Annotated in this window: 19 protein-coding genes and 1 riboswitch; of the genes, 14 read left to right on the top strand and 5 right to left on the bottom strand. The window is 62.6% G+C overall.

Features of this window, described 5'->3' with window-relative positions; all coding sequences use genetic code 11:
- Positions 1-14: 14 nt before the first annotated feature.
- From C5J24_RS05660 to bluB, 4 genes are all read left to right on the top strand, one after another.
- Complete coding sequence (locus C5J24_RS05660; RefSeq protein WP_105416206.1) at positions 15-425, top strand: GFA family protein; 411 nt, start codon at positions 15-17, stop codon at positions 423-425.
- Positions 426-485: 60 nt separating this feature from the next.
- Entirely contained in the window at positions 486-2159 is a 1674-nt protein-coding gene (locus C5J24_RS05655; RefSeq protein WP_105416204.1) for an NAD+ synthase, read from the top strand.
- Positions 2160-2174: 15 nt separating this feature from the next.
- Positions 2175-3005, top strand: coding sequence for a TolB family protein (locus C5J24_RS05650; protein ID WP_105416685.1), 831 nt, complete (start codon positions 2175-2177; stop codon positions 3003-3005).
- Between the two features lie 27 nt (positions 3006-3032).
- Positions 3033-3224, top strand: a riboswitch (cobalamin riboswitch).
- A 79-nt stretch (positions 3225-3303) separates the two neighbouring features.
- On the top strand, positions 3304-3990 hold the full coding sequence (bluB, locus tag C5J24_RS05645) for a 5,6-dimethylbenzimidazole synthase (protein WP_105416202.1): 687 nt from the start codon (positions 3304-3306) through the stop codon (positions 3988-3990).
- On the opposite strand, the gene C5J24_RS05640 is transcribed toward bluB, so the two are convergent.
- From C5J24_RS05640 to C5J24_RS05630, 3 genes are all read right to left on the bottom strand, one after another.
- Positions 3991-4686, bottom strand: a complete 696-nt coding sequence (locus C5J24_RS05640; protein ID WP_105416200.1) for a hypothetical protein — start codon at positions 4684-4686, stop codon at positions 3991-3993.
- Between the two features lie 141 nt (positions 4687-4827).
- Positions 4828-7134, bottom strand: coding sequence for an NADP-dependent malic enzyme (locus tag C5J24_RS05635; RefSeq protein WP_371673760.1), 2307 nt, complete (start codon positions 7132-7134; stop codon positions 4828-4830).
- Between the two features lie 179 nt (positions 7135-7313).
- Positions 7314-8573 carry an ABC transporter substrate-binding protein gene (locus C5J24_RS05630; RefSeq protein WP_105416196.1) on the bottom strand — a complete coding sequence of 420 codons (1260 nt, stop codon included), beginning with the start codon at positions 8571-8573 and terminating at the stop codon, positions 7314-7316.
- A 206-nt stretch (positions 8574-8779) separates the two neighbouring features.
- On the opposite strand from C5J24_RS05630, the gene C5J24_RS05625 reads away from it, so the two are divergent.
- The 5 genes from C5J24_RS05625 (at position 8780) to C5J24_RS05605 (ending at position 13431) form a co-directional block, all read left to right on the top strand.
- Positions 8780-9649: a carbohydrate ABC transporter permease gene (locus tag C5J24_RS05625; protein ID WP_105416194.1), complete on the top strand. Its 870-nt coding sequence runs from the start codon at positions 8780-8782 to the stop codon at positions 9647-9649.
- On the top strand, positions 9636-10463 hold the full coding sequence (locus tag C5J24_RS05620; RefSeq protein WP_105416192.1) for a carbohydrate ABC transporter permease: 828 nt from the start codon (positions 9636-9638) through the stop codon (positions 10461-10463). Before C5J24_RS05625 ends, C5J24_RS05620 begins: the two co-directional genes overlap by 14 nt.
- An 8-nt stretch (positions 10464-10471) precedes the next feature.
- Positions 10472-11239 carry a glycerophosphodiester phosphodiesterase family protein gene (locus C5J24_RS05615; protein WP_105416190.1) on the top strand — a complete coding sequence of 256 codons (768 nt, stop codon included), beginning with the start codon at positions 10472-10474 and terminating at the stop codon, positions 11237-11239.
- Positions 11240-11330: 91 nt separating this feature from the next.
- Positions 11331-12134: a UDP-2,3-diacylglucosamine diphosphatase gene (locus tag C5J24_RS05610; RefSeq protein ID WP_172717146.1), complete on the top strand. Its 804-nt coding sequence runs from the start codon at positions 11331-11333 to the stop codon at positions 12132-12134.
- A 109-nt stretch (positions 12135-12243) separates the two neighbouring features.
- On the top strand, positions 12244-13431 hold the full coding sequence (locus C5J24_RS05605; protein ID WP_046669587.1) for an MFS transporter: 1188 nt from the start codon (positions 12244-12246) through the stop codon (positions 13429-13431).
- On the opposite strand, the gene dgcA is transcribed toward C5J24_RS05605, so the two are convergent.
- The gene (gene dgcA / locus C5J24_RS05600; RefSeq protein ID WP_105416185.1) at positions 13401-14384 is read right to left on the bottom strand and encodes an N-acetyl-D-Glu racemase DgcA; all 984 of its coding nucleotides are present in this window, start codon (positions 14382-14384) and stop codon (positions 13401-13403) included. The two genes, C5J24_RS05605 and dgcA, sit on opposite strands and share 31 nt — an antisense overlap.
- Before the next feature lie 153 nt (positions 14385-14537).
- On the opposite strand from dgcA, the gene C5J24_RS05595 reads away from it, so the two are divergent.
- From C5J24_RS05595 to C5J24_RS05575, 5 genes are read left to right on the top strand one after another with little or no spacing between them, the layout of a single operon-like run.
- Positions 14538-15647, top strand: coding sequence for an ABC transporter permease (locus tag C5J24_RS05595; RefSeq protein ID WP_105401459.1), 1110 nt, complete (start codon positions 14538-14540; stop codon positions 15645-15647).
- Entirely contained in the window at positions 15647-16492 is an 846-nt protein-coding gene (locus C5J24_RS05590) for an ABC transporter ATP-binding protein (protein WP_172723848.1), read from the top strand. The genes C5J24_RS05595 and C5J24_RS05590 overlap by 1 nt, the downstream gene beginning before the upstream one ends.
- 8 nt (positions 16493-16500) lie before the next feature.
- On the top strand, positions 16501-17871 hold the full coding sequence (locus C5J24_RS05585; RefSeq protein WP_105416181.1) for an MlaD family protein: 1371 nt from the start codon (positions 16501-16503) through the stop codon (positions 17869-17871).
- Positions 17872-17908: 37 nt separating this feature from the next.
- Entirely contained in the window at positions 17909-18523 is a 615-nt protein-coding gene (locus C5J24_RS05580; RefSeq protein WP_105416179.1) for an ABC-type transport auxiliary lipoprotein family protein, read from the top strand.
- A gap of 7 nt (positions 18524-18530) precedes the next feature.
- Positions 18531-19013 carry a barstar family protein gene (locus C5J24_RS05575; protein ID WP_105416177.1) on the top strand — a complete coding sequence of 161 codons (483 nt, stop codon included), beginning with the start codon at positions 18531-18533 and terminating at the stop codon, positions 19011-19013.
- A gap of 78 nt (positions 19014-19091) precedes the next feature.
- Here the strand turns inward: C5J24_RS05575 and C5J24_RS05570 are convergent, their stop codons facing one another.
- Positions 19092-25229, bottom strand: coding sequence for a hypothetical protein (locus C5J24_RS05570; protein ID WP_371673755.1), 6138 nt, complete (start codon positions 25227-25229; stop codon positions 19092-19094).
- Positions 25230-25568: the final 339 nt, after the last annotated feature.

Raw genomic sequence — 25568 nt, 5'->3', positions numbered from 1 at the left:
GTCGAGGATGGTGCATGGAGCAGAAGAACAGCGGTCGTTGCCTGTGCGGCGCGATCCGATTTGAGACGGTGGGTCCGCTGCGGACCGTCACGGCCTGCCATTGTTCGCAATGCCGCCGCCAGACTGGGCTTTATTACGCGGCGACCAGCGTTCGCGTCGAGAACATGACGCTCGAAGGCGAGGAGAGGCTCAGCTGGTATCGCGCCAGCGACGAGGCGCGGCGCGGCTTCTGCTCGCAATGCGGCTCCGCGCTGTTCTGGCAGGCGGAAGGCGCGGCAAGCATTTCGATCCTGGCGGGCGCTTTCGACCAGCCGAGCGGGCTTGTCATGGGCGAGCATATCTATTGCGCCGACAAGGGGGATTTCTACCAATTGCCGGAGGACGGCGTGCCGCATTATCCGGGCGATCGTCCCGCATCCGCCTGAATGACAAAAAACTCTCGGAACGACGTTGCCGCCGTCTGCTGCGGACGTTAAATCGGTATCATGACCCAGGATATAAGCCAGACACTCCGTATCGCCGTTGCCCAGCTCAACCCGACTGTCGGCGATATCGCCGGCAACCTGGCGCTGGCCCGAGAAGCCCGAAAGGATGCCGCCCGCGAAGAGGCGGATCTCATCCTGTTCACCGAGCTCTTCCTGTCCGGTTATCCGCCGGAGGACCTCGTCCTGAAACCGGCTTTCCTCAACGCCTGCCTGAAGGCGGTGGAGGAGCTTGCGGCCGATACGGCAGACGGCGGCCCCGGCGTCATCATCGGCTTCCCGCGTCAGGGCGCGGAAGGCCGGCACAATTCGATCGCCGTGCTCGACGGCGGCAAGGTGATCGCGGTGCGCGACAAGATCGACCTGCCGAACTACGGCGAGTTCGACGAGAAGCGGGTTTTCATCGCCGGCGAGATGCCAGGCCCCGTCAATTTCCGCGGCGTCCGGCTCGGCATCCCGATCTGCGAGGATATCTGGGGCGATCTCGGCGTCTGCGAGACGCTCTCGGAGAGCGGGGCGGAAATCCTGCTCGTGCCGAACGGCTCGCCCTATTTTCGCGGCAAGGTCGACATCCGCCATCAGGTCGTTCTGAAGCAGGTGATCGAGACCGGCCTGCCGATGATCTATGCCGCCCAGCTCGGCGGCCAGGACGAACTGGTCTTCGACGGCGCCAGCTTCGGCTTCAACACCGACAAGTCGCTCGCTTTCCAGATGAGCCAGTTCGAGCCGGCCGTCGCCGTCACCGAATGGAGACGGATTGGCGAGACCTGGCATTGCGCCCGCGGGCCGATGGCGCGCATTCCGGAAAAGGAGGAGGCGGACTATCGCGCCTGCCTTCTGGGCTTCCGCGACTACGTCAACAAGAACGGCTTCAAGTCGGTCGTGCTCGGCCTGTCCGGCGGCATCGACAGTGCCATCTGCGCGGCGATCGCCGTCGATGCGCTGGGCGAGGAGAGGGTGCGCACGGTGATGCTGCCCTACCGCTATACGTCCGAGGATTCGCTGAAGGACGCGGCCGATTGCGCCAAGGCGCTCGGCTGCCGCTACGACATCGTGCAGATCGCCGAGCCGGTGGACGGTTTTTCGTCGGCGCTGGCCGAACTGTTCGAAGGAACCGACGAGGGGATCACCGAGGAGAACCTCCAGAGCCGCGCGCGCGGCACGATCCTGATGGCGATCTCCAACAAGTTCGGCTCGATGGTGGTGACGACTGGCAACAAGTCGGAAATGTCGGTCGGCTATGCGACCCTCTACGGCGACATGAATGGTGGCTTCAACCCGATCAAGGACCTCTACAAGATGCAGGTCTATGCGCTGGCCGCCTGGCGCAACGAACATCTGCCGCCGACGGCTCTTGGCCCGAGCGGCGAGGTGATCCCGAAGAACATCATCTCCAAGGCCCCGTCCGCGGAACTCAGACCCAACCAGACCGACCAGGATTCGCTGCCGCCCTATCCGGTGCTCGACGATATCCTCGAATGCCTGGTCGAGCTGGAAATGGGGACCGAGGAGATCGTTGCCCGCGGCCACGACATCGCAACTGTTCACCGGATCGAGCACCTGCTCTATCTCGCCGAATACAAGCGGCGCCAATCGGCGCCGGGCGTCAAGATCACCAAGAAGAACTTCGGCCGCGATCGGCGTTATCCGATCACCAACCGGTTCCGCGATCGGTAGGAGAGGATCATGGCCCTGCGCAGCTCGGTCGAGATCTTCAATATCCGGACGAGGACGATGCGGGTGGTCTGGCAGACGGAAGCCCTGTTCGAGGCGCCCAACTGGTCGCCCGACGGGTGTTATCTGATGCTGAACAGCGAGGGCCTGATCTATCGGCTGTCACCGGAGGGTGACGACGGGCCAGGACTGGTCGATACCGGCTTTGCCCGCCAATGCAACAACGACCACGGCATTTCGCCGGGCGGTTCGCTGATCGCCATTTCCGACAAGGTAGAGTTCGGCAAGTCGGCGATCTATGTGCTCCCCGCCGGTGGCGGCGTGCCACGGCTGGTGACCCGGAACCTGCCGTCCTACTGGCATGGCTGGTCACCGGACGGAAAAAGTTTCGCCTATTGCGGCATCCGCGGCGACGAGTTCGACATCTATACGATCGGCATCGAAGGTGGCGCAGAGACGCGGCTGACCTTCGGCGAGGGCCGCAACGACGGGCCGGATTTTTCGCCGGATGGAAAATGGATCTATTTCAATTCCAGCCGCACCGGATTGACGCAGATCTGGCGGGTTCCGGCCGCCGGCGGCGTGGCCGAGCGGATCACCGATGGCGGTTACGGCGACTGGTTCCCGCATCCGTCACCGAAGGGTGACAAGATCGTCTTTGTCTCCTACGACGCCGATGTCTTCGACCACCCGCGCGATCTCGACGTCCGCGTCAGGCTGATGGACATGGACGGCGGCAATGTCGAAACGCTGTTCGAGCTCTTTGGCGGGCAGGGCACGATGAATTCACCGAACTGGTCGCCGGATGGCGATGAGTTTGCCTACGTGCGCTATTTCCTAGTCGCATGAGCGCCTTGCGCGGAGGATAGCGTAAGGGCATAACCGATCCTGTCAGGTGCCGGCGACAAGCCGGAGAATCGGGAATCCGGGGTGGAACCGGAACGTGCCCAACGCTGTGAGGTGGACGCTCGGCCGCAGGATTGAAAGCCACTGGGATTTTCCCGGGAAGGCGGCGGCGGAAGCGGACGAAGCCAAGTCAGAAGACCGGCCTGACAAGATAGACCAGCCCGCGCGGACAGCGGAAAGGTTTCGGACCTCTCTTTGCTTCTGAAGGGCAAGGGAGCGACGGCATTGTTGGGGACAAACGATGCAGCCTGATCCTTTCGCGCATGCCTTGCTGCCTGCCGGTGAATTTTCGAAGGCCGAGCGCGCGGCCGTCTACAGGGCGATCGAGACGCGCCGCGACGTGCGCGACCAGTTCCTGCCCGATCCACTGCCGGACGACCTGGTAAGGCGGCTGCTTGGCGCAGCGCATTCGGCACCCTCGGTCGGCTTCATGCAGCCCTGGAATTTCATCCTCATCCGCGATCCTGCAGTGCGAGAGGCGGCTCGTGCCGCCTTCTCGCGCGCCAATGACGAAGCCGTCGAGATGTTTGCCGAGGAAAGCCGTGACCTCTATCGCAGCCTCAAGCTCGAAGGCATCGTCAAGGCGCCGCTGTCGATCTGCGTCACCTGCGATCCGGATCGTGCCGGCCCGGTCGTGCTCGGCCGCACCCACAACCCGCGCATGGACGTCTATTCGACCGTCTGCGCCGTGCAGAACCTGTGGCTTGCGGCAAGGGCCGAGGGCGTCGGTGTCGGCTGGGTCAGCATCTTTCACGAGGAGGACGTGCGTGCGCTGCTGGGCATTCCCGATCGCGTCGAGATCGTCGCGTGGCTGTGCCTCGGTTATACCGACCGCCTCTACGCCGAGCCGGAATTGGCGCTCAAGGGCTGGCGCCAGCGGTTGGCCCTGGAGGAGCTGATCTTTCAGGATCGCTGGGATAACCGTTGATCACTGCTGCGGCTGCGGTCCTGCCGATTTCGGATTGCTGAGGTCGATATCCGCTTCAGGCAGGAAAGCCGGCCCGACGGTGCGCACCTTCTTGTTTGGATCGTATGGCCGCTCCGGCGGCGGCGTGAGCACCGGCGGCTGGACCGCGGCCTGCGGCTTTTGCGGGCGGGTCTGCAGTTTGGTGATCCCGGAATAGGGCTGCTCTTCCCTCGGAAGTTCGATGCCCGGCACCTTTCGGCGATCGTCGACAACAGGCGGCAGCGGCTCGAACGAGGGGATGCAGCGCTGTTCGCGAATGGCGGCGAGAATGGCATTCCGCTCTTCCGAGGGCAGGATCATCTGCCGCGAACTGTTCCGTTCCGCCGCCAGCGCGTCGCGGCTCTGCTCCATTCTTTCCAGCGCATCCCGCATCTGGCCGCAGACCTCGGCATTCGGGCCACCCAGAACCACGACGCTACCATTGCCGCAGCCGGCGCGGCGCATGTCGACCCGCAACTCCCGGATATCGGCATTGTATTCGCCAAGCTGCTGGGCGTAGCTGCGCGCCGCAGACGTGTTGCCGATGATCTGCGGGCTGTTTCCAAGTTTCCGGTAAAGGGCCGCACAAACGGCAGGGTCCCCCGCCAGCGCTGCGGCAGGCAGAAGCAAGAGCGGTATGGTCAGCAGGCCGCGAAGCGGTATCGGCAATTCCGGCATCCTCTCCTAATGGGAGATGGCATCATGGAACGTGCAGGTTGATAATCTCATAAAGCCGCGATCACCGCACGGTGAAATCGATCCCAAGCGCCGTTCGAGCCCCGAACGGGGCCCGCGCTAAGGCATGAGAAGATCGGCAACTCAGGATTGAATTTGCAGATTTGGCTGCGAGGCTTCCACGACGGCGAGCGCCGCCATGTTCACCACGCCGCGAGACGTCACCGAGGACGACAGGATATGCGCCGGTTGGGCCGCGCCGAGAAGAATCGGGCCGACATGCAGAGCGTCCGTTAGGTTACGGACCAGACCGAGCGAGATGTTTGCCGCATCTAGATTCGGGAAAACCAGCAGGTTGGCTTCGCCGGTCAGCGAACTGTCCGGCATGGCCCGCTTGCGCAGCGTTTCCGACAATGCCGAGCCACCCTGCATTTCGCCGTCCACTTCCAGCTCCGGCGCCCGCTGGCGCACCAGTTTCAGGGCGGCCCGCATCTTCTGGGCGCTTTCGGAATCGCGCGAGCCGAAATTCGAGTGGCAGATCAGCGCCGCCTTCGGGGCGATGCCGAACCGGCGGATTTCCTCTGCCGCCAGAATGGTGATCTCGGCGATCTCCTGCGCGGATGGGTTGTAGTTCACGAACGTGTCGGTGAAGAACATCGCGCCGCGCTGGGAGATGACCAGGCTGAGGCCCGAGAAGGCGCAGACGCCCGGCCGCTTGCCGATGATCTGGTTTACGTCGCTGAGATGTTTGTCGTAACGGCCCTCGACGCCGCAGATCAGCGCGTCCGCATCGCCGCGCTTGACCGCCAGTGCACCGATTACCGTATTGTTGGTGCGCACGATGGTGCGTGCCGCTTCCGGATTGATACCTTCGCGGCCGACCAGCGCAAAATATTCGTCGACATAGTCCCGGTAGCGCGGATCGTCTTCCGGATTGACCACCGCGAAATCCACATTCGGCCGGATACGGATGCCGAAACGCGCCAGTCGCGCCTCGATGACCGAAGGACGGCCGATCAGGATCGGGGTTGCCGTCTTTTCCTCGAGCAGGACCTGCGCGGCGCGCAGCACCCGTTCGTCCTCGCCCTCGGCGAAGATTACCCGGTTCTTTTCGGAAACCTTGGCGGCGCTGAAGATCGGCTTCATGACGAAACCGGAGCGCCAGACGAAGCGGTTCAGCTGGTCGAGATAGGCCTCGAAATCCTGGATCGGCCGCGCGGCGACGCCGGTCTCGGCAGCGGCCTTTGCGACCGCAGGCGCAATGCGCAGGATGAGGCGTGGATCGAAGGGCGAGGGGATCAGATAGTCTGCGCCAAAAATCGGCGACTCGCCGGAATAGGCGCGCGCCGCGACGTCGGAGACTTCCTCGCGCGCAAGCGCCGCGATGGCCTTGACCGCCGCCATCTTCATTTCTTCGTTGATCGTCCGGGCGCCGCAATCGAGCGCGCCGCGGAAGATGTAGGGGAAGCACAGCACGTTGTTGACCTGGTTCGGGAAGTCCGAACGGCCGGTGCAGATCATCGCGTCGGGACGGGCGGCGCGGGCAAGCTCGGGCATGATTTCCGGCGTCGGATTGGCAAGCGCCATGATCAGCGGCTTTTCGGCCATCTGTGCCAGGAGTTCGGGCTTCAGTACACCCGCGGCGGACAGACCGAGAAACACGTCGGCACCGCCGATGCTGTCGGCAAGCACACGCTTGTCTGACTTCTGGGTGTAGATTTCCTTCCACTCGTCCATCAGCGTATTGCGCCCGTCATAGACGAGGCCTTCGATGTCGTGGACCCAGATATTTTCTTTCTTCGCACCGAGCGAAACGAGGAGATGCAGGCAGGCGAGTGCTGCGGCACCCGCGCCCGACGTCACGATCTTTACGTCGGCGATGTTCTTGCCGGCGAGTTCCAGCCCGTTCAGGACCGCGGCGGCGACGATGATCGCCGTGCCGTGCTGGTCGTCGTGGAAGACCGGGATGTTCATTTTTTCGCGCAGCCGGCGCTCGACTTCGAAACACTCCGGCGATTTGATGTCTTCGAGGTTGATGCCGCCGAAGGTCGGTTCGAGCGCCGAAACGGTCGAGACCATCGCCTCGATGCCGGGGGCGTCGATCTCGATATCGAACACATCGATGCCGGCGAACTTCTTGAAGAGGACGGCCTTGCCTTCCATGACCGGCTTGGAGGCCAGCGGGCCGATATTGCCGAGCCCAAGCACGGCCGAACCGTTGGAGACGACGGCGACGAGGTTGGCGCGAGCGGTATAGTCCGCGGCCAAATCCGGGTTGTCGCGGATCGCCAGACATGGGGCTGCAACGCCCGGAGAATAGGCAAGCGCCAGGTCGCGCTGGTTGCCGAGCGGCTTGGTCGCCTGGATCTCCAGCTTGCCGGGCCGCGGATAGCGGTGGAAGAACAGCGCCTGCTCGTCGAGATCGGCATTGGCTGGGGAAGTTACGGGCATGTTCGATGTCATTGCGACCTCGGCGTCTTTCTCGGGAATGGGTTCCTCAATACAACAAATCGAACGGGGGTCCATCCCAGATATTTGGCCTCGCCGAATAAAACAAAGCCTGGAGAGGCGCTTGGCCTCTCCAGGCTTTTCGTCGTTTGGGTCAAGGCCCTTAAGTCACTCTCTTGGTATCAGCCGCGGCTTTTCGACAGCATGGTACGCATTTCGGCGCCGAAGGTCTTCAGGGCCTGTGCTTCCGGCGTCTTGCCGAGCACGATGGCTTCCCAGACCGACGGCTCCTTGGCGCGGATTGCCGGCATTGCCGGCGGGCGCGAGCGCACAAAGGCCACGTCGAGCTGCTTGATGGCAACCGAATAACCGGGCTCTTCAGCGATCGCTTTTTTGGCGATGTCAACGTCTGCGGTTTTCTTCATGATCGGCAGGTAGCCGGTCTCGACGAAGGTGATCGCATTGATTTCCGGGCGCGAAATGAATTTCAGGAACGCCCAGGCGCCCTTGCGATGGGCTTCGTCGGAGGCCGAGTTGATGCCGATCGTCGCACCGCCGATCGGGGCTGCGCATTTGACGCCGCAAGGCAGCGGGGCAACGCCGAGATCGAACTTCACGGCACCACGGAGTGCGCCGAAGCCGCCGGTCGAGTCGAAATTGATCGCAGCCTGGCCGCTGGTGAAGTATTGGCTGCCGAGGCTTTCGTTGATCGCCGCTGCTTCCGGCGAAACCTTGTCCTTGCGGATCAGGTCGGCCATGTAGGTGTAGGCACCGATCGAAGCATCGCTATCCATCAGCACGGAATTGTCCTTGGGATTGACCCATTCGCCGCCGGCCTGTGCGACGAATGCCCAGCGCACGAACTGGCCGAACCCGACGACACCCCACTGCTTGACGTCATTGCCTTGGCGAACCGTGAGCTTGGCGGACATCTGGCGCAGTTCATCCCAGGTCTTCGGCGGTGCATTCGGGTCGAGGCCTACAGCGCGGAAGGCGTCCTTGTTGTAGTACATGACCGGCGTCGAGACGTTGAACGGCAGCACGTAGGACTTGCCGAGATATTTCGGGCCTTCGAGTGCGAACGGCTGGTATTGGTCAAGGAATTCGGCGCCTTCCTTCTGAAGGTAGGGGTCGAGTTGCTCGAGCACGTCGGAATCGGCGAACAGGCCGTAGCGGGTGACTTCCAGCATCATGAGGTCCGGCGCCTGGCCGGCCGGGACGGCGGCCTGCAGCTTGGTGGTCGTGTCGTCGTAATTTCCGGTATATTCGGCCTTCAGCTTGTATTCGTTCTGCGAGGCGTTGAACTTGCCGACGATCTGGTTGACCGCGTCTGTGCCCTTTTTGGCGAGCGAATGCCAGAAGGTGATTTCGACGGGGGCGGCAAGAGCCGGCTGGCCCGCAAGCACCGCGACGGTCGCCGCGATAAGCAGTTTTCTCAACATCCCATTCTCTCCTGTTGGTTGAAACGGCGGTTGAACCTGTTGGTTGAAACGGCGGTTGAAATACCGGTTCGACGGCCCAGACCGCTATCGCGAAAGGGTAGGAAGGGGACGTTACAGGCGAATGACGCGGGGAGTGGAAAATGTCACGAGACTTTCGTACTGGGCCGCTAAGTCAAAGCATGACACGGGGAAAACGTCGGAACGCGATGCGGATATTGAGGCCCTATCTCTATCTTCTGCCCTGTGTCGGGCTGCTCGGCCTCTTCATTTATTGGCCGATCGTCTATTCCGCCTGGCTCAGCATCCACCAGACCAACATCCTCAACGGCCGCTCCAGATATGTGGGCTTCGACAACTATCTTGAGCTGTTCGGCTCGGACCAGTTCCATCATTCCCTCTGGGTGACCTTTCTCCTGATGTTGGTGAGCGTGCCGCCGCGGCTGATCCTGGCGCTCGCGCTCGCCCATCTCCTCAGGGAAAGCCATGCTTTCGCACGGTTGCTGCGGGGCGTCTATTTCCTTCCCTATGTCACCAGTTCCGTGGCGATTTCGGTGATCTGGAGCTGGATGTTCAACACCGATATCGGCTTCATCAACCTGACGCTCGGCGCCATCGGCATCGGCCGGGTTCCTTGGCTGCAGGACGTCAACCTGGCGCCGGTCGCCGTCGGCATCGTGGCGATCTGGAAGCAGCTCGGTTACGATACGCTGCTATTCATTGCCGGGCTCAACGCCATTCCCGTCGATTATTACGAGGCGGCGCGCATCGACCGGGCAGGGCGCTGGCGCCGGTTCAGGGATATCACCTTTCCATTGGTCGCACCGACCACCCTGTTCCTGCTCGTGGTCTCGGTGATCGACAGTTTTCAGATCTTCACGCTGGTCAACGTCATCACCCGTGGCGGGCCGGCCAACGGCACCGATGTCCTGATGAATTTCCTCTATTATTTGAGCTTTACCCTGTTCGACATCTCGACAGGATCGGCACTGGCCGTGCTCCTGTTCCTCGGACTGGTCGCCATCACGCTCGCAAAGCTCGCCTTTGCCAGGGACAAGGTAAATTATGACCTTTCCTGATCGTCTCCTCCATTTCCTCGGCTGGGCGGGAGCGGCGCTGCTCGGTTTCGGCGTGGCCTTCCCCTTCCTGATCGGCATCGGCGCCTCGCTACTGGCACCGTCCGACCTCCTCAATCCCAATGTAGCCGAATGGTCGCTGCATCCGGACAATTATCTGCGGGTGTTCACCGAGGCGGGGCTCGGCGCCTATTTTGTCAATTCGATCATCATCGCGCTATCGACCACGGTCGGCACGATGATCACCTCGATCCTTGCGGCCTATGCCTTTGCCCGCATGGAGTTCCGCGGCCGCAACATGCTGTTCTGGGCGGTGCTCGGCACGCTTGCCATTCCGGAACTGATCTGCATCATTCCCAACTATCTGCTGATGGCCAAGATGAAGCTGGTGCCGAGCATCTGGGCGGCGGTGCTGCCCCAGCTTGCCTCCGGTTTCGTGACCTTTTTCCTGCGCCAGCATTTCATGGGCGTGCCAAAGGTTTACGAGGAGGCGGCGCGCCTGGATGGCGCCAGCCATTTCAAGATCCTGGTCGACGTCATCGTCCCGATCTGCTGGGCGGCGATCGCCTCGATGGCGCTGTTTGCCTTCATCGCCCAGTGGAATTCCTATCTCTGGCCGCTGATCGTGCTGCGCGGCGATACGCAGACGGTGCAGATCGCGCTGGCCAATCTTCAGGCATCGGTACGCGAACAGCCCTTTACCGACTGGCCTCTCATCCTTGCGGCGAGCTGTGTAGTCCTGCTGCCGAGCATCGTGTTCTTCTTATTTGCCGAACGCCAGCTGGTGCAGGGCGCGGGTCTCGGCGGCATCAAGTGAGGTTTCGAATGACCAAGATCGCATCCCATCGCGGCGGCACCCATCTGTGGCCGGAAAATTCCAGGCTCGCCTTCCGCCAGACCGCCGCGCTGCCGGTCGAGCTCGTCGAATTCGACGTCCACCACACTGCCGACAAGGTTCTGGTCGTCCACCACGATGCAACTATCGACCGGATGACTGACGGCAAAGGTGAGATCGGCAGGCTCACCTACGATCAACTGTCGAAGTTCGTCATCGTCGGCGCGGCAGGTGAGACCATTCCGACCCTCGACGAGGTAATCGACATCTTCGCGCCGTCGCCGGTCGACCTGCGCCTCGAGATCAAGACACGGCCGGATGGGACTGCCTACGAGGGCATGGAGGAGGCGATTGTCGAGCGGCTGGTCGCCAGCGGCATGCTTTCCCGCTGCATGGTGACGAGCTTCTCCCTGGAGCGGCTCGACGCCTTCCGAAAGGCGCTTGAGGCGGCTGGCCGCAACGTTTCGGAGCTTCTCGGCTTCGTATGGCTCTGCTCGCCGGCAGTCATCCGTCAGGTGGGCTGGATCGGCGTTGACGCCGCCTTGGCCGCCTATAGAGTTTTCGAGATCGGCATTCGGGCTGAAATGATCTCCGTGCCTACAATTGCCCCGTTGAGCGACCGTGGCGTGATCATCCACGGATGGGCCGCGCACGACATCGAGATGGCAACGCGGATGTTCGATCTGGGCATTGCGAGCTTCACCACCGATCGCCCGGATATCGCGATTGCGACCCGCGCCAAGCAGGAGATGAGGTAGTCATGCGGCATCCTGTCATCATCCTGAAACACGAGTCTGGTTTTGAAGCCACCAGAAGCGGCAGCGAAAGGACGACTTCGTGACCGGTGAGATGGATACAAGACATTTCAGAACGCTCTTCATTTCGGACGTTCATCTGGGCTCCAAGGCAGCCCGAACGGACTTCCTCCTGGATTTCCTGCGCTATCATGAAGCGGATACCATTTTCCTGGTCGGCGACATCGTCGACGGCTGGCGGCTGAAGCGCAATTGGTATTGGCCGCAGGGCTGCAACGACGTGGTCCAGAAGCTGCTGCGCAAGGCGCGCAAGGGCACCCGCATCGTCTACATCCCCGGCAACCACGACGAATTCCTGCGTTCCTTCCCGGGCACGCATTTCGGCGGCATCGAAGTCGCCGAGCGCGAAATCTACGAAATGGCCGACGGCAAGAAATACCTGGTCCTGCATGGCGACGAATTCGACGTCGTGGTCCGCAACGCCCGCCTGCTCGCCTATCTCGGCGACTGGGCCTATGACGCGGCGATCGTCATCAATATCGGGCTGGCCGCCATCCGCCGCCGCCTCGGCATGCCATACTGGTCCTTCTCCGCCTGGGCCAAGCTGCAGGTCAAGCACGCGGTCAATTTCATCGGCGAGTTCCAGCGGGTCGTCGCCGACGAAGCCCGCCGCAACAATGTCGATGGCGTCATCTGCGGCCATATCCATCACGCCGTCATGGAGGACATCGACGGCATCCACTACGTCAATACCGGCGACTGGGTGGAAAGCTGCACGGCAATTGCCGAGAATTTCGACGGCACGCTGGAATTGATTTCCTGGCAGAACATGGCCGCCACGGCGGAAATCAAGTCCTTGCCGGCGCCGCAATCCATCGAGGACATGCGGGCCGCCTGAGCGGCCTGCAACAGATGGACCGGCCTGCCAGAGGGCTATATCTTGCCATAGGCAGGCACAAGGGTGTGTGTTAGGTAAGCTGAAACTTCAGCAACCCACCCGTGAAATCGTGATTCCCTCAAATACGGCGCAGACAGCGCCCCGGTTCTTCCAGTTGCGCTGCGCGATCGCCTATGGGGCGCCGCTCGGGGTGAACGGCGTGATTCTGCCCTATCTGCCCGTCTGGCTCGACGGGCTTGCCTTTACCGAATTCGAAATCGGCCTCGTGCTCGCAGCCCAGCTTTTCCTGCGGGTGGCCGCCGCCCCGGTTGCCGGCCTGCTTGCCGACCGCATGACGGAACGGACCCTGATGCTCGCCTGGTCCGGCGCGTTGTCGTTGTTGACGGCATTCGCGATGTTCTTCACCCGCGACTTCTGGCCGGTTCTCATCGTCATCGCCGTTCAGGCGGCGGTCTTCGCGCCCTATGCGCCGATCGTCGAATCGATCGCCGTCAGCGGGGTCCGGCGCTGGGGTTTTCAGTATGGTTCGATGCGCGTCTGGGGATCAGTCGGCTTCGTGGCGGTGGCGCTCCTCGTCGGCGAACTGCGCGGCTTCTGGGGTTTCCAGGCTATTCCGTGGGCGATAGCGGTCGGTTTTCTCCTGACCGTCGCCGTTGCCTTCGCGGCTCCGAAGCTCGGCCGGGCGGTTGCAAGGCCGGACCCGGACAGGATGCCTCAGCCGAGTTCGCTCAGAAGGCTCGACCTGCACGTGCTGATGATCGGCGCGTCGGTGGCGCAGGCAGGGCACGGCATGTTCTATACGTTCGGCACCATCCACTGGCAGCAGATCGGGTTTTCGAGCGGCTCGATCGGCGTCCTGTGGAGCGCGGCCGTCGTGTCGGAGATCATCGTCTTTTTCGCGGCGGGCTGGATCGCCAGACGGATTTCTCCCTGGACGCTGATGCGGGTCGGATGCGCGGTCGCGGTGGTCCGCTGGACGCTCTTTCCGATGCCGCTCGATTTCTGGGGATATCTGGCGCTGCAGGCCACTCACGCCTTCACGTTCGCCTTCGTCCATATCGGCATCCAGCACCGGCTGGTCGAGGCGGTGCGCGAAGACCAGGAAGCCTCGATGCAGGGCGCCTATGTCTTTTACAACGGCGTCTTTTTGGCGCTTGCGACGGTGCTTTCCGGCGTACTCTACCGCCAGTTTGGCCCGACGAGCTATGTGGCGATGTCGGTTCTGGCGCTGGTCGGCCTGTCGATCATCGCGCTTGCGGCAAGAATTCAGCCCCAGAGGGTCGCTTCCGGCGGATAGACGAGGGAACCTTCGTAACGCAGCCCGTCCGGCCGGTCGCGGGAAAGCAGCAGCGGCCCGTCGAGATCCGCATAGTCGGCATCCTGGGCCAGCAGCACGGCCGGCGCCATGGCGAGCGACGAGCCGACCATGCAGCCGATCAGCACGGCAAATCCGAGCCGCTGTGCTTCCGCCTTCATCGCCAGCGCCTCGGTCAGTCCGCCGGTCTTGTCGAGCTTGATGTTGACCGCGTCGTACCGGTCGCGAAGGCTTTCCAGGTCCTCCGTGGCGTGCACGCTTTCATCGGCGCAGACGGAAACGAGGCGGCGGATACGGCCGAGCGCCGCATCCCGGCCGGCAGGCAATGGCTGTTCGATCAACGACACATTGGTTTCCGCGGCAATCGCCATGTGGTGGGCGAGGTTTTCCTCGGTCCATCCTTCGTTCGCATCGACGATGATCCGCGCGGCCGGTGCTGCGTCGCGAACAGCCCTCAGCCGCGCCTCGTCGTTGTTCGTTCCGAGCTTGACCTTGAGGAGCGGACGTTGCGCGTTCCTTGCAGCTTCGGCCGCCATGTCCTCCGGTTCGCCCAGCGACAGTGTGAAAGCGGTGACGAAGGGTTTGCGGCTGATGGCGCCGATCATATCGGCAACGCGCTGCCCATTTAGCTTCGCCTCGAGGTCCCATAGAGCGCAGTCGACGGCATTTCGGGCGGCGCCGGGCTTCATCCGCCTCTGCAGTTCTGCACGGCTCAGACCGGCGCGGATGGCATCGGAGACCGCTTCGAGCTCCGCCATCACGCTGTCCAGGCTCTCGCCATAACGCTTGTAAGGCACACATTCGCCGCGGCCGGAAACGCCGTTTTCACGGACGGCGCAGGTGATGACTTCCGCCTCGGTCTTCGAGCCGCGGGAGATCGTGAACGAACCGGAGATTGGAAACGTCTCTATTGTGGCTTCGAGGTGACGGCTCATGGTTTTACGCGTCCCGTTGTGGCAAATCCCTATGACGCAGCTATATTGCCGGTCTCGAAAGTGCGATCAACCGCATCGTATTGAAACTTCTGACAAGCTTAAGCGCGAAAGAAACACGTGACGTTCCAGCCAGCCGAAATCAAGGCCGAAAATATGCCCGGCGATGGCGGTGAACGATACGTATTGGCCGGCGAATGGCGCGGCCCGACGATAGCACCTGTGCTCAAGGAGTTCGAGCGGTTCGAAAATGCCGCAAACCGGGGCAAGGTGGAGATCGATCTTTCCGGGATCACCGGCGTCGATACAGCCGGTGCCTGGCTTATCCGGCGGCTGATGACCGCCAAGGGCGGGCAGGGCGGAGAAGCGGCCCTGGTGGGCGGCGAAGGCCCCATCCGGGAACTGATCGGCGTCTTGCCGGAACACGTTCCTGCGCCGCCTGCGGACGGCGGAGCTAAGGGAAACCTGTTCGAACGCCTGTTTGCTCCGGTCGGCCAAGTGATGGTCTCGCTCGGCGGCGATTTCTACGCAGCCATGCATATTCTCGGCTCGGCGGTTCGCGGTGCGCAGATGAAATTCGGCCGTGGTGCCGGCGTGTCGCCGGCCTCGGTCGTCACCCATATCGACCGCATGGGCGTGCGCGCGGTGCCGATCATCGTGCTGATGTCCTTCCTGATCGGCGCTATCATCGCCCAGCAGGGCGCCTTCCAGCTCCGGTATTTCGGCGCCGAGATCTTTGTCGTCGATCTGGTCGGCATCCTGCAGCTTCGCGAGATCGGCGTGCTGCTGACGGCGATCATGATCGCCGGTCGGTCGGGCAGCGCCATCACCGCCGAAATCGGTTCGATGAAGATGCGCGAAGAGATCGACGCATTGACGGTGATCGGTCTCAATCCTGTCGGCGTGCTGATTTTTCCGCGCCTGGTGGCCCTGACGGTGGCGCTGCCGCTGTTGACGATCATCGCCAACTTTTCGGCCCTGTTCGGAGCGGCCGTCGTTGCCCTTGCCTATTCCGGCATCACCTTCGATACCTATCTGTCGCGCCTTCATGAGGCGATCGACCATACCTCCGTCGCGTCGGGCATGATCAAGGCGCCGTTCATGGCGCTGGCGATCGGTATCGTTGCCGCCGTCGAGGGCATGAAGGTCGGCGGCAGCGCCGAATCGCTCGGCCAGCACGTCACCACCTCGGTGGTGAAATCGATCTTCGCCGTTATCTTCATAGACGCGATGTTCGCCCTTTTCTATTCCGCGATCGATTTCTGATGGAGAACGGTTTGGAAGAAGTGCCGCAGACCGCGATCAAGGACAAGTCGAAAGGCCGGCAGGTGGTGCTGTCGGTCCGCGACCTGACGGTCGGCTTCGGCGAAAAGCTGGTGCTCGACCACCTGAACCTCGACATCTATCGCGGCGAGATTCTGGGTTTCGTCGGCGCATCCGGCACCGGCAAGTCGGTGCTGATGCGCACCGTGCTCAGCCTTCTACCGCACCGTTCCGGCACGATCCACATTCTCGGCGCCGACTACGACACGGTTTCGGAAGACGAGCGCATGGCGCTAGACACACGGCTCGGCGTGCTCTTCCAGCACGGAGCGCTGTTCTCGGCCCTGACGGTGAAGGAAAACATTCAGCTGCCGATGCGCGAATATCTCGATCTGCCGCAGTCGCTAATGGACGAGCTCGCCTACCTGAAGATCGAGATGGTCGGCCTGCCGCCTGACGCCGCCGACAAATATCCATCCGAACTCTCGGGCGGCATGATCAAGCGCGCTGCACTTGCCCGTGCCCTGGCGCTCGATCCGGACCTCGTTTTCCTCGATGAGCCGACCTCCGGCCTCGATCCGATCGGCGCCGCCGATTTCGATGCTTTGATCGCCAGGCTGCGCGATACGCTGGGCCTGACCGTCTACATGGTGACCCACGACCTCGACAGTCTCTTCTCGGTCTGCGACAGAATTGCTGTGCTTGGAGAGAAACGGGTCTTGGTCGAGGGTACGCTAGAGGATATGTTTGCCTGTGACGATCCATGGGTAAAGTCCTATTTCCGCGGCAAGCGGGCGCGGTCAGTCGTGGTCCAAGAAAAGCAGCCTGCGGCAGAAGTAGAAGAGTGACGTAATCTATGGAAACCAGAGCCAACTACGCCCTTGTCGGTTTCTTCACCTTGCTGGTGATCGCTGCCGCTTTCGGCTTCGTCTACTGGATGGCGCAATCCGGCCGCGGCGGACCGACGGCCGAACTGGCGATCCGCATCCCGGGCTCGGCGAACGGCTTGTCGGTCGGCTCTCCGGTTCGCTTCAACGGCATTCCGGTCGGTTCGGTGCGCAGCCTCACGATCGACCCGGACGATCCCCGTTATTCGATCGCCTTCACCGAAGTACGGGCCGATGCGCCCGTCTACCAGTCCACCCAGGCTGCACTCGAAGTGCAGGGCTTGACGGGAGCTGCCTATATCGAGCTTTCCGGCGGCGCCAAGGGGGAAGATAACATCCTCCAGAAATCGATCGAGAACGGCCGGCCAGCCGTGCTGATCGCCGAGCAGTCGAGCGTCACCAACCTGCTCGCCACCGCCGACAAGATCCTCGACCGGGCAGACGCGGCGATCAGCGATATTCAAGGCTTTGTCGCCGATGCCAGAGGTCCGCTGACCCAGACGATCCGCAATGTGGAAACCTTCACCTCGGCGCTTGCCCAGAATTCCGACAGTATCGACAAGTTCCTGAACAGCCTCTCGACGCTTTCGACGACGATCGACAGGGTCTCCGGAACGCTGAACTCCACGCTTGCCGCCGCCGAACGCCTGGTGAGCGCGATCGATGCGGAAAAGATCAACGCCGTGGTCTCCAATACCGAGCGCGCCACCCGCAATATCGCCACGGCCTCGGATAAGTTCGACGACCTGGTGATCAATGTCCGGAACGCCGCCGCCAATTTCGAGAAGGCGGGAGCGGACGCCCAGGTCCTTCTGAAGCGCGCCGATACCGTGCTGGGTGCCGTCAATACCGACCAGGTCGCGACGACGATCCGCAATATCACCGCCGCCTCCGAAGACGCCCGCCAGACCATCAGCTCTGCCCGCAGCGTGGTCGACAATTTCGCGCACCGCAAGGACGATATCGACCGCGCGATCGGCGATTTCACCGACCTAGCCCGGAAGCTCAACGAAGCCTCGACCCGTGTCGACGGCATTCTTGCCAAGGTGGACGGGCTTGTTTCGAGCGACGATTCGCAGGGCCTGTTCGCCGAGGCGCGCAAGACGCTGGAATCCTTCCGCACCGTTGCCGACAACATCAATGCGCGGGTCGGGCCGATCGCCGACAACCTGTCGCGCTTTTCGGCAGGCGGCCTGAGGGACATCCAGACGCTGGTCAACGATGCGCGCCGCACCGTGCAGTCGCTCGACCAGACGATCACCAATTTCGACCAGAACCCGCAGCGACTGATCTTCGGCGGCGAGACGGTGAAGGAATATGACGGCAGAACGCGGCGGTAGGCGGGGCATTTTCAGTGTTGGAAAGAGTGGGATTTTGATGACCGGTTCTGAGGTTCTGATGCGACGCGCGGCCCGTGTCCCGGTTCTGCTTGCGCTGCCGCTTGTCGCGGCGCTGTTGGGCGGTTGCGGCAGCAAGGCCAACAACGACACGTTCGACCTGTCGATCACCCCGTCCGGCCAGGGCGTCTCTGCCCGCAACCGGCAGATCCTCGTGCCCGAACCGACGGCGCTGAAATTGCTGAACAGCGAACAGGTCGTGGTGCGTGTTTCCGCTTCCGAAATCCAGTATCTCGCCGATTCCCGCTGGGGCGACCGCCTGCCGGCGCTCGTCCAGTCGAAGCTCGTCGAGGCCTTCGAGAATTCCGGCCGTCTCGGCGGCGTCGGCAAGCCGGGGCAGGGCCTTGCGATCGACTATCAGGTCGTCACCGATATCCGCGCCTTCGAGGTCACAGCCGGCAGCCCCCGTCTCGCCAACGTCGAAATCTCGGCAAAGATCCTCAACGACCGCAACGGCACCGTGCGCGCCCAGAGCGTGTTCAAGGCAACCGCACCGGTCTCGGGCGCCGAGAACCGCGATTTCATCGAGGCCCTGGATCGTGCCTTCGCCAAGGTCGGCGCCGAGATCGTCGACTGGTCGCTGAAGTCGATGTGATGCATCAATGGCCAAAGTCCGGTTCAGGGATGTTCTAAATACCACGGGCCGACCCTATGTGATCCAGTGCACTGCCGACGGGGATGCTCTGTCTCGTCGGATCAGCGCGACGAGTGACTGCGTCCAACCCCGCGAAATCGATTTTCATGGATGTACGAAAGAAGAAGACCTCTTCGCTGCCGTCATCCGCGGCTTGTCCATGCCCTATAGCCAGCTTAATTGGGACGGTTTCGATGAGGCCATGTGCGATCTGTCTTGGATCGAAACCGGTAGTATCAATATTGTTATACTGAACGGCGTCTTCTTATATCGCCACAATCCCAATCTTTTCCAAAGGTTCGTGAGTTCTCTCGACGCTATCGGTGCTGAGTGGGCCAAGCCGGTGACCGAAGGCGAGTCATGGGATAGGCCGCCGAGAGCCTTGCATGTCCTCTTTTCCAGCGACCGGAAATCCGATCTGCCTTTGCCGCTTCTTGACATCAATCTCTGATCCGGACTTCGTTATCTCCAAACAAAAAAGCCGCCCTGAAAGGGCGGCTTTAAACTTCGCGCAGTTCCAATCCAGTTCTTAGTTGAACCGGCCGGCGGCGTGGGCCAGCATCGTGTAGACCTTGCCCGTGTCCGAGGTGAGGTAGCTCTGGGTTACCGTCTTGTCGCGGTCGGTGCGGGCGACGTCGGCGAGCAGCTTTTCGAAATCGGCGATATAGCGGTCGACAGCGGTGCGGAATTCCGGTTCGCGGTCGTACTTGCGCTTGATCTCGTCGAAGGTCTGCTGACCCTTCAGCGTGTAGAGGCGACGGGTAAACACGTCGCGCTCGCCGCGCTGGTAACGCCGCCACAGGTCGACCGAGGCGTCATGGTCGATCGCACGGGCGATATCGACCGACAGCGAATTCAGCGATTCCACCATATGGCGCGGGTTGCGGTTGTCGCCGTTGCCGCGCGGAGCGGGGGCCGGTTCGGCGGCACGTGGTGCCGGCTGCGGCTGCTGACGGGGTGCCGGCGGTGTCTCCGCCACTTCGTCGCGCGATGCGCCGCGCAAGAGGTCGCTGATCCAGCCGCCATCGGTGCCACGTGGCTCCGGTGCACGGGCGACGGGCGCCTGTGCCTGGCGATCGAGCGGCAGCGTGCCGCGCAGGGCGTTTCCGGCATAGGGATCGTTGCGTGGCGCAGGCGGAGCCGGCTGCGGAGCAGGCGCCTGGCGTGGTGCCGAAGGCTCGGCAATCTCGAAGTTCTGCGTCGAGCGACCGACCAGAGCCGAGATGTCCTGCAGCGCCTTGATCTGCTCGGCGACGGCACGCCGCATGGCGGCGGCACTTTCCTTGGCTTCTTCCGGCAGGTCGAAGGCGCCACGCTTGAGTTCGGTGCGGGTCGTATCCAGCTCGCGGCGGATATCCTGCGCCGAGCGGCGGATTTCGTCGGTCGCGCCGGCGAAGCGGTTGATGGCTTCCTCGACCGATTCCCGGAGCGTGTCGCGCAGCTGTTCGGCGGCGCTGCCCGAGCGGTTGGTGGCTTCCGACAGCAGCTGCTCGACGTCGCTGAGCGACTGCGAAATGCTGCCGCGCATCCGCTCGGAAAGGTCGCGGGTGCGCTTCTCTGCGTCAGACAGCGTCGTCTCAATGGCGTGGTTGGCGTCGCTGCCGGCGCTGATCAGCGCTTCGCGCATCGCATCGGCGGTAACTTCGGCGCGATGCTGGGTTTCCCCGAGCGTCCGGCCGATATCGGCAAACGAGGCATGCAGGCTTTCGCGAAGCCGCGAGCCGACCTGCAGCGAACGTTCTTCCGCCCGCTCGAAAGCGCCGTCGACCAGGGTCGTCAGGCTGCGCATCGTCGTCTCGATTTCCTCGGAACGCTTGACCAGGCCGGTCGACAGGTTGCGCAGTGCATTCTGGCGTTCGTCCAGCGTGCTGACGAGATTGGACTGTGCCGCACCGAGGAGTTCAGATGCTTCGACAAGCACCCTCGAGTGGTCGTCGAACCGGCCGACGAGGCTGCTGACCTGCTCGAGCGTATTGCCGAAGACGTCCGACATACGGCCGATATTGTCTTCGAGCATGCGAGTCGAGCCGGAAACGATATCGGCGGAGTTGGTTGCCGACTGCACGAACCGGTTGGCCGTGACGCTGAGCTTGCGGTCGGCTTCCGAAAGGTGATGGGCGACGGCATCGGCGGTGCTGCCGAATTCCTTCGCTGTCTCCTGGACCATCGCGGAAATGTTCGAATTGCTTTCCGCCAGCTTGTCGATGAGGCTGTTGACGCTGGCCGACAGGCCTTGTTCGACGTGACGCATGGTGCCGGCGGCGCTTTCGGTCCGCTGGGTGATGGCGGCTAGCGTCTCGTTGGTCCGCGCGGCGATCGCGTCGACAAGCGCCGAGTTCTCGTTGCGAATGCGCGCCGTCGATTCTTCCGTAGCGGAGGAAAGCCGCGCGGTCGTCTCTTCAGCGGCAGAGGAAAGCCGTGCCGATGTTTCTTGCGCTGCGGCCGAGAGAAGCTCTGCACCCTGCTGGGCAGCGGTCGTCATCTGTTCGATGGCGGTGCGGCCTGTCGCGGCATATTCGTCGACCATGGGCTTTGCCTTCTCATCGAGAAGGCGTGCCAATTCAGCCGAGCGGCCGGCGAGCATCGAGTTCAGATCGCGGGCGCGGGCGTCGAGAGCCGAGTGGATGGCGTCACCGCGGGCCGCGAGTGCCCGGTCGACGGCGTCCATGGCGGTGTCGAGCTGGTTCGCGGTATCGGCAAGCGTGGTGCGGATACCGTCGCCGCGCGAGTCGAGTGCTTTCTGTGCTTCGTCCAGCGCCTCGGAGATTGCCGTGACCTGGCGCTTCACCAGGCTGTCGGCTTCCGCGACCTTGTGGACGATCGCATTGCCGGCTTCCGAGAAGGCAAGTGCTACGGTTGCCGCCTGGCCGGCGAGCCGGTTCTGGGTTTCCGAAATCCGGCCGACGATCTGGGTCGACCGTTCCTCGATCGCCTTGGTGAATTCGGCGTTGCGGTTGGTGAGTTCCTCGGTGAACTCGGCACCGGCACGCGCCAGCACTTCGGCGGAGCGGGTGGCTTCGCTGTCCATGCTCTGGGCCGCGGCGCCGACTGCTTCGCGCAGCGTCGAGGCAAGGCCGACGGCCTTGCTTTCGATGGTCTTGGTGACGTTGTCGAGACCGATGGTCAGCGCGCGGTCGATCGTGCCGAGGCGTTCCTCGATCCGGGCGGTGCGGCCGTCCATTGTCTCGGTGATGCGGTCCGAAGCCTCGACGGCGACACGTTCCAGATCGGCCGTGCGGTTGGTGAGCGTGGTGGAAAGATTGACGCCGGCCTCGTCGACGAGCTGAGCCGCCTCGAGGATTTCGCCCCGGATCCGGCCTTCGAGCCCACCGAACGTCGATTCGATGCGGCTGCCGGTTTCTTCGAGTGCGCCCTGAACCCCGCCGACCGTCTGACGGATACGGTTGGAGAAGGCGTCGGCCGAGCGGCCAATTTCGCTCGCGGCATCGGAAAGCCGGACGGCGAGCGTGCCGACATTGTCACGCAGACGTTCTTCGAGCGACTGCCCCGCAGTGTCGATAGCGTCGCGCAGCGCGCTCTGCTGCGTTTCGAGCGACATTTCCAGCATTCCAGCGCTGGCCGCGATCGAGGTTCCGAAGGAGGTGACCTGATCCTGCATCAGGTCGCCGAGCTGGCTCTGGGCGTCGCTGAGCGTTGTCGTGAGCGACTTCGTGCGTTCGTCCAGGGTGTCGCGGATCTGCTCGTAACCGGAGCCGAGCGTTGTTTCCAGCTGCTGGTGCCCAAGGCCGATGGTTGCGGCGATACGCTCTTGCGTCGAGCCGAGAACGGCTTCGACGCGCTCCAGCCCGTCCGCCATGCCCGTTTCGAAGCGCTGTGCGCCGGTTGTGAGCGCGGTCTCGATACGGCCGCTTGCGCTGCCGACGGTTTGTTCGAGGCGATCGCCGCCGCTTTCGAGAACGCGGGCGATCTCGGCCGTCCGGTTTTCGAGCGACAGGTCGAGATTGAGCTGGTTATCGGCATAGGCGTTGCGGATCGCTTCGGCGCGGGCCGCGAAGGATTGCTCGATGCGGACATCGGCATCGATGAAGGTGTTGGCGATTGCCGTCGACTTTTCGTCCAGCATGCTGGCGAGGCGGTCTTCGCCAAGCGCGAAGGAGGTGGCGATTTCCATCGACTTGTCGTCGAGGATTTCTGCGAGCCTGTCCCGGTTGACGCCCAGCGCCTCGTTGATTTCCGAGCTACGGCGGGCCAGGTCTCCGCTCATGCGCTGTTCGGTTTCCGAAAGTGCGCGGGTGATGGAATCCGACTTCTCGTCGAGCATGCCGGCGAGGCGATCTTCGCCGAGCGCGAAGGACGTGGCGAGTTCCATCGACTTGTCTTCGAGGATTTCGGAAATCCGCTCGCGGTTGGTATCGAGCGACGTCTGCATTTCGGAAGCGCGCCGACCCAGCTCGTCACCGAGCCGCTGTTCGCTGGCAATGAGCGTGCGCGAGATGTGCTCCGACTTTTCGTCGAACATGCCGGCGAGCCGCTCCGGTGCGCCGGACATCAGCGTTTCGATCGCACTGGCTTTCTGGCTCAGCACTTCGGTCAGATGATCGTGGCTGCCGGAAAGGGCAGCGACAATGGCGCCCGAGCGGATGGCCAGGCTCTGTTCGAACTTTGCCTGGTTTTCCGAAAGCGTGCTGAGAAGGCTGCTGCTGCGGTCGGCGATCGTTGTTTCGATGTCCTGACGAGCGTTGGCAAAGCCGGCGTGAAGTTCGCCGGTGCCGGATGCAAACACGTCCTTGAGTTCGCCGGTGCGCAATGCAAGCGCGTCCTGAAGCTCGGTGGTGCCCGTCCCGAGCACTCCGTGCAGTTCCCCGGTGCCTGAGGCGAGTACGCCCTGGAGTTCGCTGGTGCGCGTCGTCAACACATCCTGGAGTTCGGTGGTGCGTGTTTCCAGTGCTTCGTGGAATGCGCCGGTGCGCGTGGTGATGACGTCCTGGAACTCGCTGGTGCGTGCTTCAAGGGCTCCCTGAAGTTCCTCGGTGCGCGAGACGAGCACGGACTGGAGTTCGCCCGTGTGCGTCACGAGTGCATCCTGAATTTCGGTGGCGCGGGAGGCCAGCGTATCCTGAATTTCAGTGCTGCGGGCCGACAATGCGTCGGACAGCTCGCGCGAGCGGCTTCCGAGCATGGCATCCAGCATTTCCTGGCCGGTGCCGAGCGTCGTCTCGAGTGCGAGCGACTGGTCGGTCAGCGAGGAACTGATGCGCTCGACGCTGGACGAGAGGATGTTTTCGATCGCATCCGAGCCGCTTGCCACCGTCTCGTTGATGCGGGCGAGGCTGTCCATCAGCTTGCTGTCGAGCGTGCCGGCACGCTGGTCGAAGGCGGAGGTGAACTGCGAGATGTTGTCGTCGAAGGTGGTGCTGAGCAGGCCGACGGTCGTCTGCAAGCGCTCTTCGAAGAAGCCGGTGCGCATGTCGAGGTCGAGGACAACGTCTTCAACCGTGCTTTGCAGGTTCTGGCGGAAAGACGAGCTCTTTTCTTCGAGCGAGCTGTTGAGGGCCGCAAGGATGCCGCCGAGCGAACCGGTAAGCGTCTGTTCGCTTTCGGCAAGTCCGTCAGTGATTTCCTTCGTGCGGGCCAGCAGCGTCTCGTTCAGCTGGCGGGTGCGGTCCGCAAGCGCCGCGTTGAGCTTTTCGGTATTGGCGTCGAGAGAAGAGGCGCGCGTCTGGAATTCGTTGAGAAGCGCCTGGCCGCGCTGAGACAGCACGGTATTGATCGCATCCATGCGCTCGTCGAATTCGTGGGCGAGCGCGAAGCCGGAGGAATTGAGCGTCTGCAGCAGGTTTTCGGTCTTGGTCGTCAGCAGGCTGCCGAGTGCTTCGCCGGCGGCGTTGGACTTCTCCATCAGCGCCGCGCCGCGCGTCTCGATCATCGACGCAAAGGCTTCGCCTGATGTCGCCAGGCGAATGGAGATTTCTTCGGTCGCAAGCGACAGCTCTTCCTTGAGCTGATCATGGGCCCCGACGATCGACGAGCGAATGCGCTCGGCATGGTTGACGATCGCGTCGCGCTCGGCGCCGAGTTCGTGAACGAGGCCGCGAACGCGCAGTTCGTTGTCGGTGAAGCTCCGCTCCAGCGCATTCACTTCCGAATGCACGAGCGTCTCGAGCTCGGCGGCACGGGCAATGGTGCGCTCGATGCCTTCGTTCATTGCCGAGACTTCGCGGCGCACGGCCTGGCCGACGCTCATGATTCGCTCGGAGGCGACGGTTTCCGGATCGGACAGGCGCAGCGCAACCTCGGCCATCGAACGGGCGGCGGTTCTCAGGTCCTGAGCGCGGGCCATCATGATCGCGAAGGCGAAGAACAGCATGATGGGAATGAGGATACAGACCGCCAGCGCGACGATGCCGGGAGCGGCAAGAACGCCTTCAACCGAGGTGATCTGCCAGAGCTGGTTGCCGTAGATCATCTGCCCGAGCGCGATGCCGCCGATTGCCCAGAGGATCGAGACGATCACCGCATTGCGGATGGACGAGCGCATCGCGCCGCCTTCCAGCGTCCGCAGGATCGCAGTCGAACTGCGTTTGCCCGCATCGTTGGCGGGCTGGAACGTCGGGGATTTGGCAGCGGTCTCGGTGGCTGCCGATCTGTATGATTCGGCGGCATCGTCCTGGTACTGGGTCTGACGCGGTTTGTTAGTGTCTGACACTCTTGCCTCCGAGGCATGGGGCACTGATCTTTGGCGCGACTGATCATCGTTGAAGTTGATTTTTAGGGCATCTTCCAACGCCTGGAACGCCGTCTCATCGATCGACTCGCTGCTAGGGTTCTTTGCCATGCGGTTACGCCTCGTTACATACTCGCCCGGCAAATCCCATCTGACGCGCTGCCGCCCGCAGACCGACAGATGGAACGCTGCCTGCCGGAAACTCTCCACCCACAAAGCGGATTTCCAGTTTCCTATTCATTTTCAAGTCGGATGGCCGTTCTTTCAAACGGATGATAATGAAAGCTTACCAACCTACCATCCGGGGCAAAAGGACGATAT

Source organism: Neorhizobium sp. T25_27 (genome assembly GCF_002968565.1).
Classification (GTDB): Bacteria; Pseudomonadota; Alphaproteobacteria; order Rhizobiales; family Rhizobiaceae; genus Neorhizobium; species Neorhizobium tomejilense.
The sequence above is the reverse complement of the archived record's forward strand: the minus strand, read 5'-3'. Positions and strand labels throughout refer to the sequence as shown.

What these genes read in the sequence shown, in the direction of transcription:
- C5J24_RS05660 (WP_105416206.1), top strand. Translation starts at nt 15, where the DNA reads ATGGAGCAGAAGAACAGCGGTCGTTGCCTGTGCGGCGCGATCCGATTT.
- C5J24_RS05655 (WP_105416204.1), top strand. Translation starts at nt 486, where the DNA reads ATGACCCAGGATATAAGCCAGACACTCCGTATCGCCGTTGCCCAGCTC.
- bluB (WP_105416202.1), top strand. Translation starts at nt 3,304, where the DNA reads ATGCAGCCTGATCCTTTCGCGCATGCCTTGCTGCCTGCCGGTGAATTT.
- C5J24_RS05640 (WP_105416200.1), bottom strand. Translation starts at nt 4,686, where the DNA reads ATGCCGGAATTGCCGATACCGCTTCGCGGCCTGCTGACCATACCGCTC.
- C5J24_RS05635 (WP_371673760.1), bottom strand. Translation starts at nt 7,134, where the DNA reads ATGCCCGTAACTTCCCCAGCCAATGCCGATCTCGACGAGCAGGCGCTG.
- C5J24_RS05630 (WP_105416196.1), bottom strand. Translation starts at nt 8,573, where the DNA reads ATGTTGAGAAAACTGCTTATCGCGGCGACCGTCGCGGTGCTTGCGGGC.
- C5J24_RS05625 (WP_105416194.1), top strand. Translation starts at nt 8,780, where the DNA reads ATGCGGATATTGAGGCCCTATCTCTATCTTCTGCCCTGTGTCGGGCTG.
- C5J24_RS05620 (WP_105416192.1), top strand. Translation starts at nt 9,636, where the DNA reads ATGACCTTTCCTGATCGTCTCCTCCATTTCCTCGGCTGGGCGGGAGCG.
- C5J24_RS05615 (WP_105416190.1), top strand. Translation starts at nt 10,472, where the DNA reads ATGACCAAGATCGCATCCCATCGCGGCGGCACCCATCTGTGGCCGGAA.
- C5J24_RS05610 (WP_172717146.1), top strand. Translation starts at nt 11,331, where the DNA reads ATGGATACAAGACATTTCAGAACGCTCTTCATTTCGGACGTTCATCTG.
- dgcA (WP_105416185.1), bottom strand. Translation starts at nt 14,384, where the DNA reads ATGAGCCGTCACCTCGAAGCCACAATAGAGACGTTTCCAATCTCCGGT.
- C5J24_RS05595 (WP_105401459.1), top strand. Translation starts at nt 14,538, where the DNA reads ATGCCCGGCGATGGCGGTGAACGATACGTATTGGCCGGCGAATGGCGC.
- C5J24_RS05590 (WP_172723848.1), top strand. Translation starts at nt 15,647, where the DNA reads ATGGAGAACGGTTTGGAAGAAGTGCCGCAGACCGCGATCAAGGACAAG.
- C5J24_RS05585 (WP_105416181.1), top strand. Translation starts at nt 16,501, where the DNA reads ATGGAAACCAGAGCCAACTACGCCCTTGTCGGTTTCTTCACCTTGCTG.
- C5J24_RS05580 (WP_105416179.1), top strand. Translation starts at nt 17,909, where the DNA reads ATGACCGGTTCTGAGGTTCTGATGCGACGCGCGGCCCGTGTCCCGGTT.
- C5J24_RS05575 (WP_105416177.1), top strand. Translation starts at nt 18,531, where the DNA reads ATGGCCAAAGTCCGGTTCAGGGATGTTCTAAATACCACGGGCCGACCC.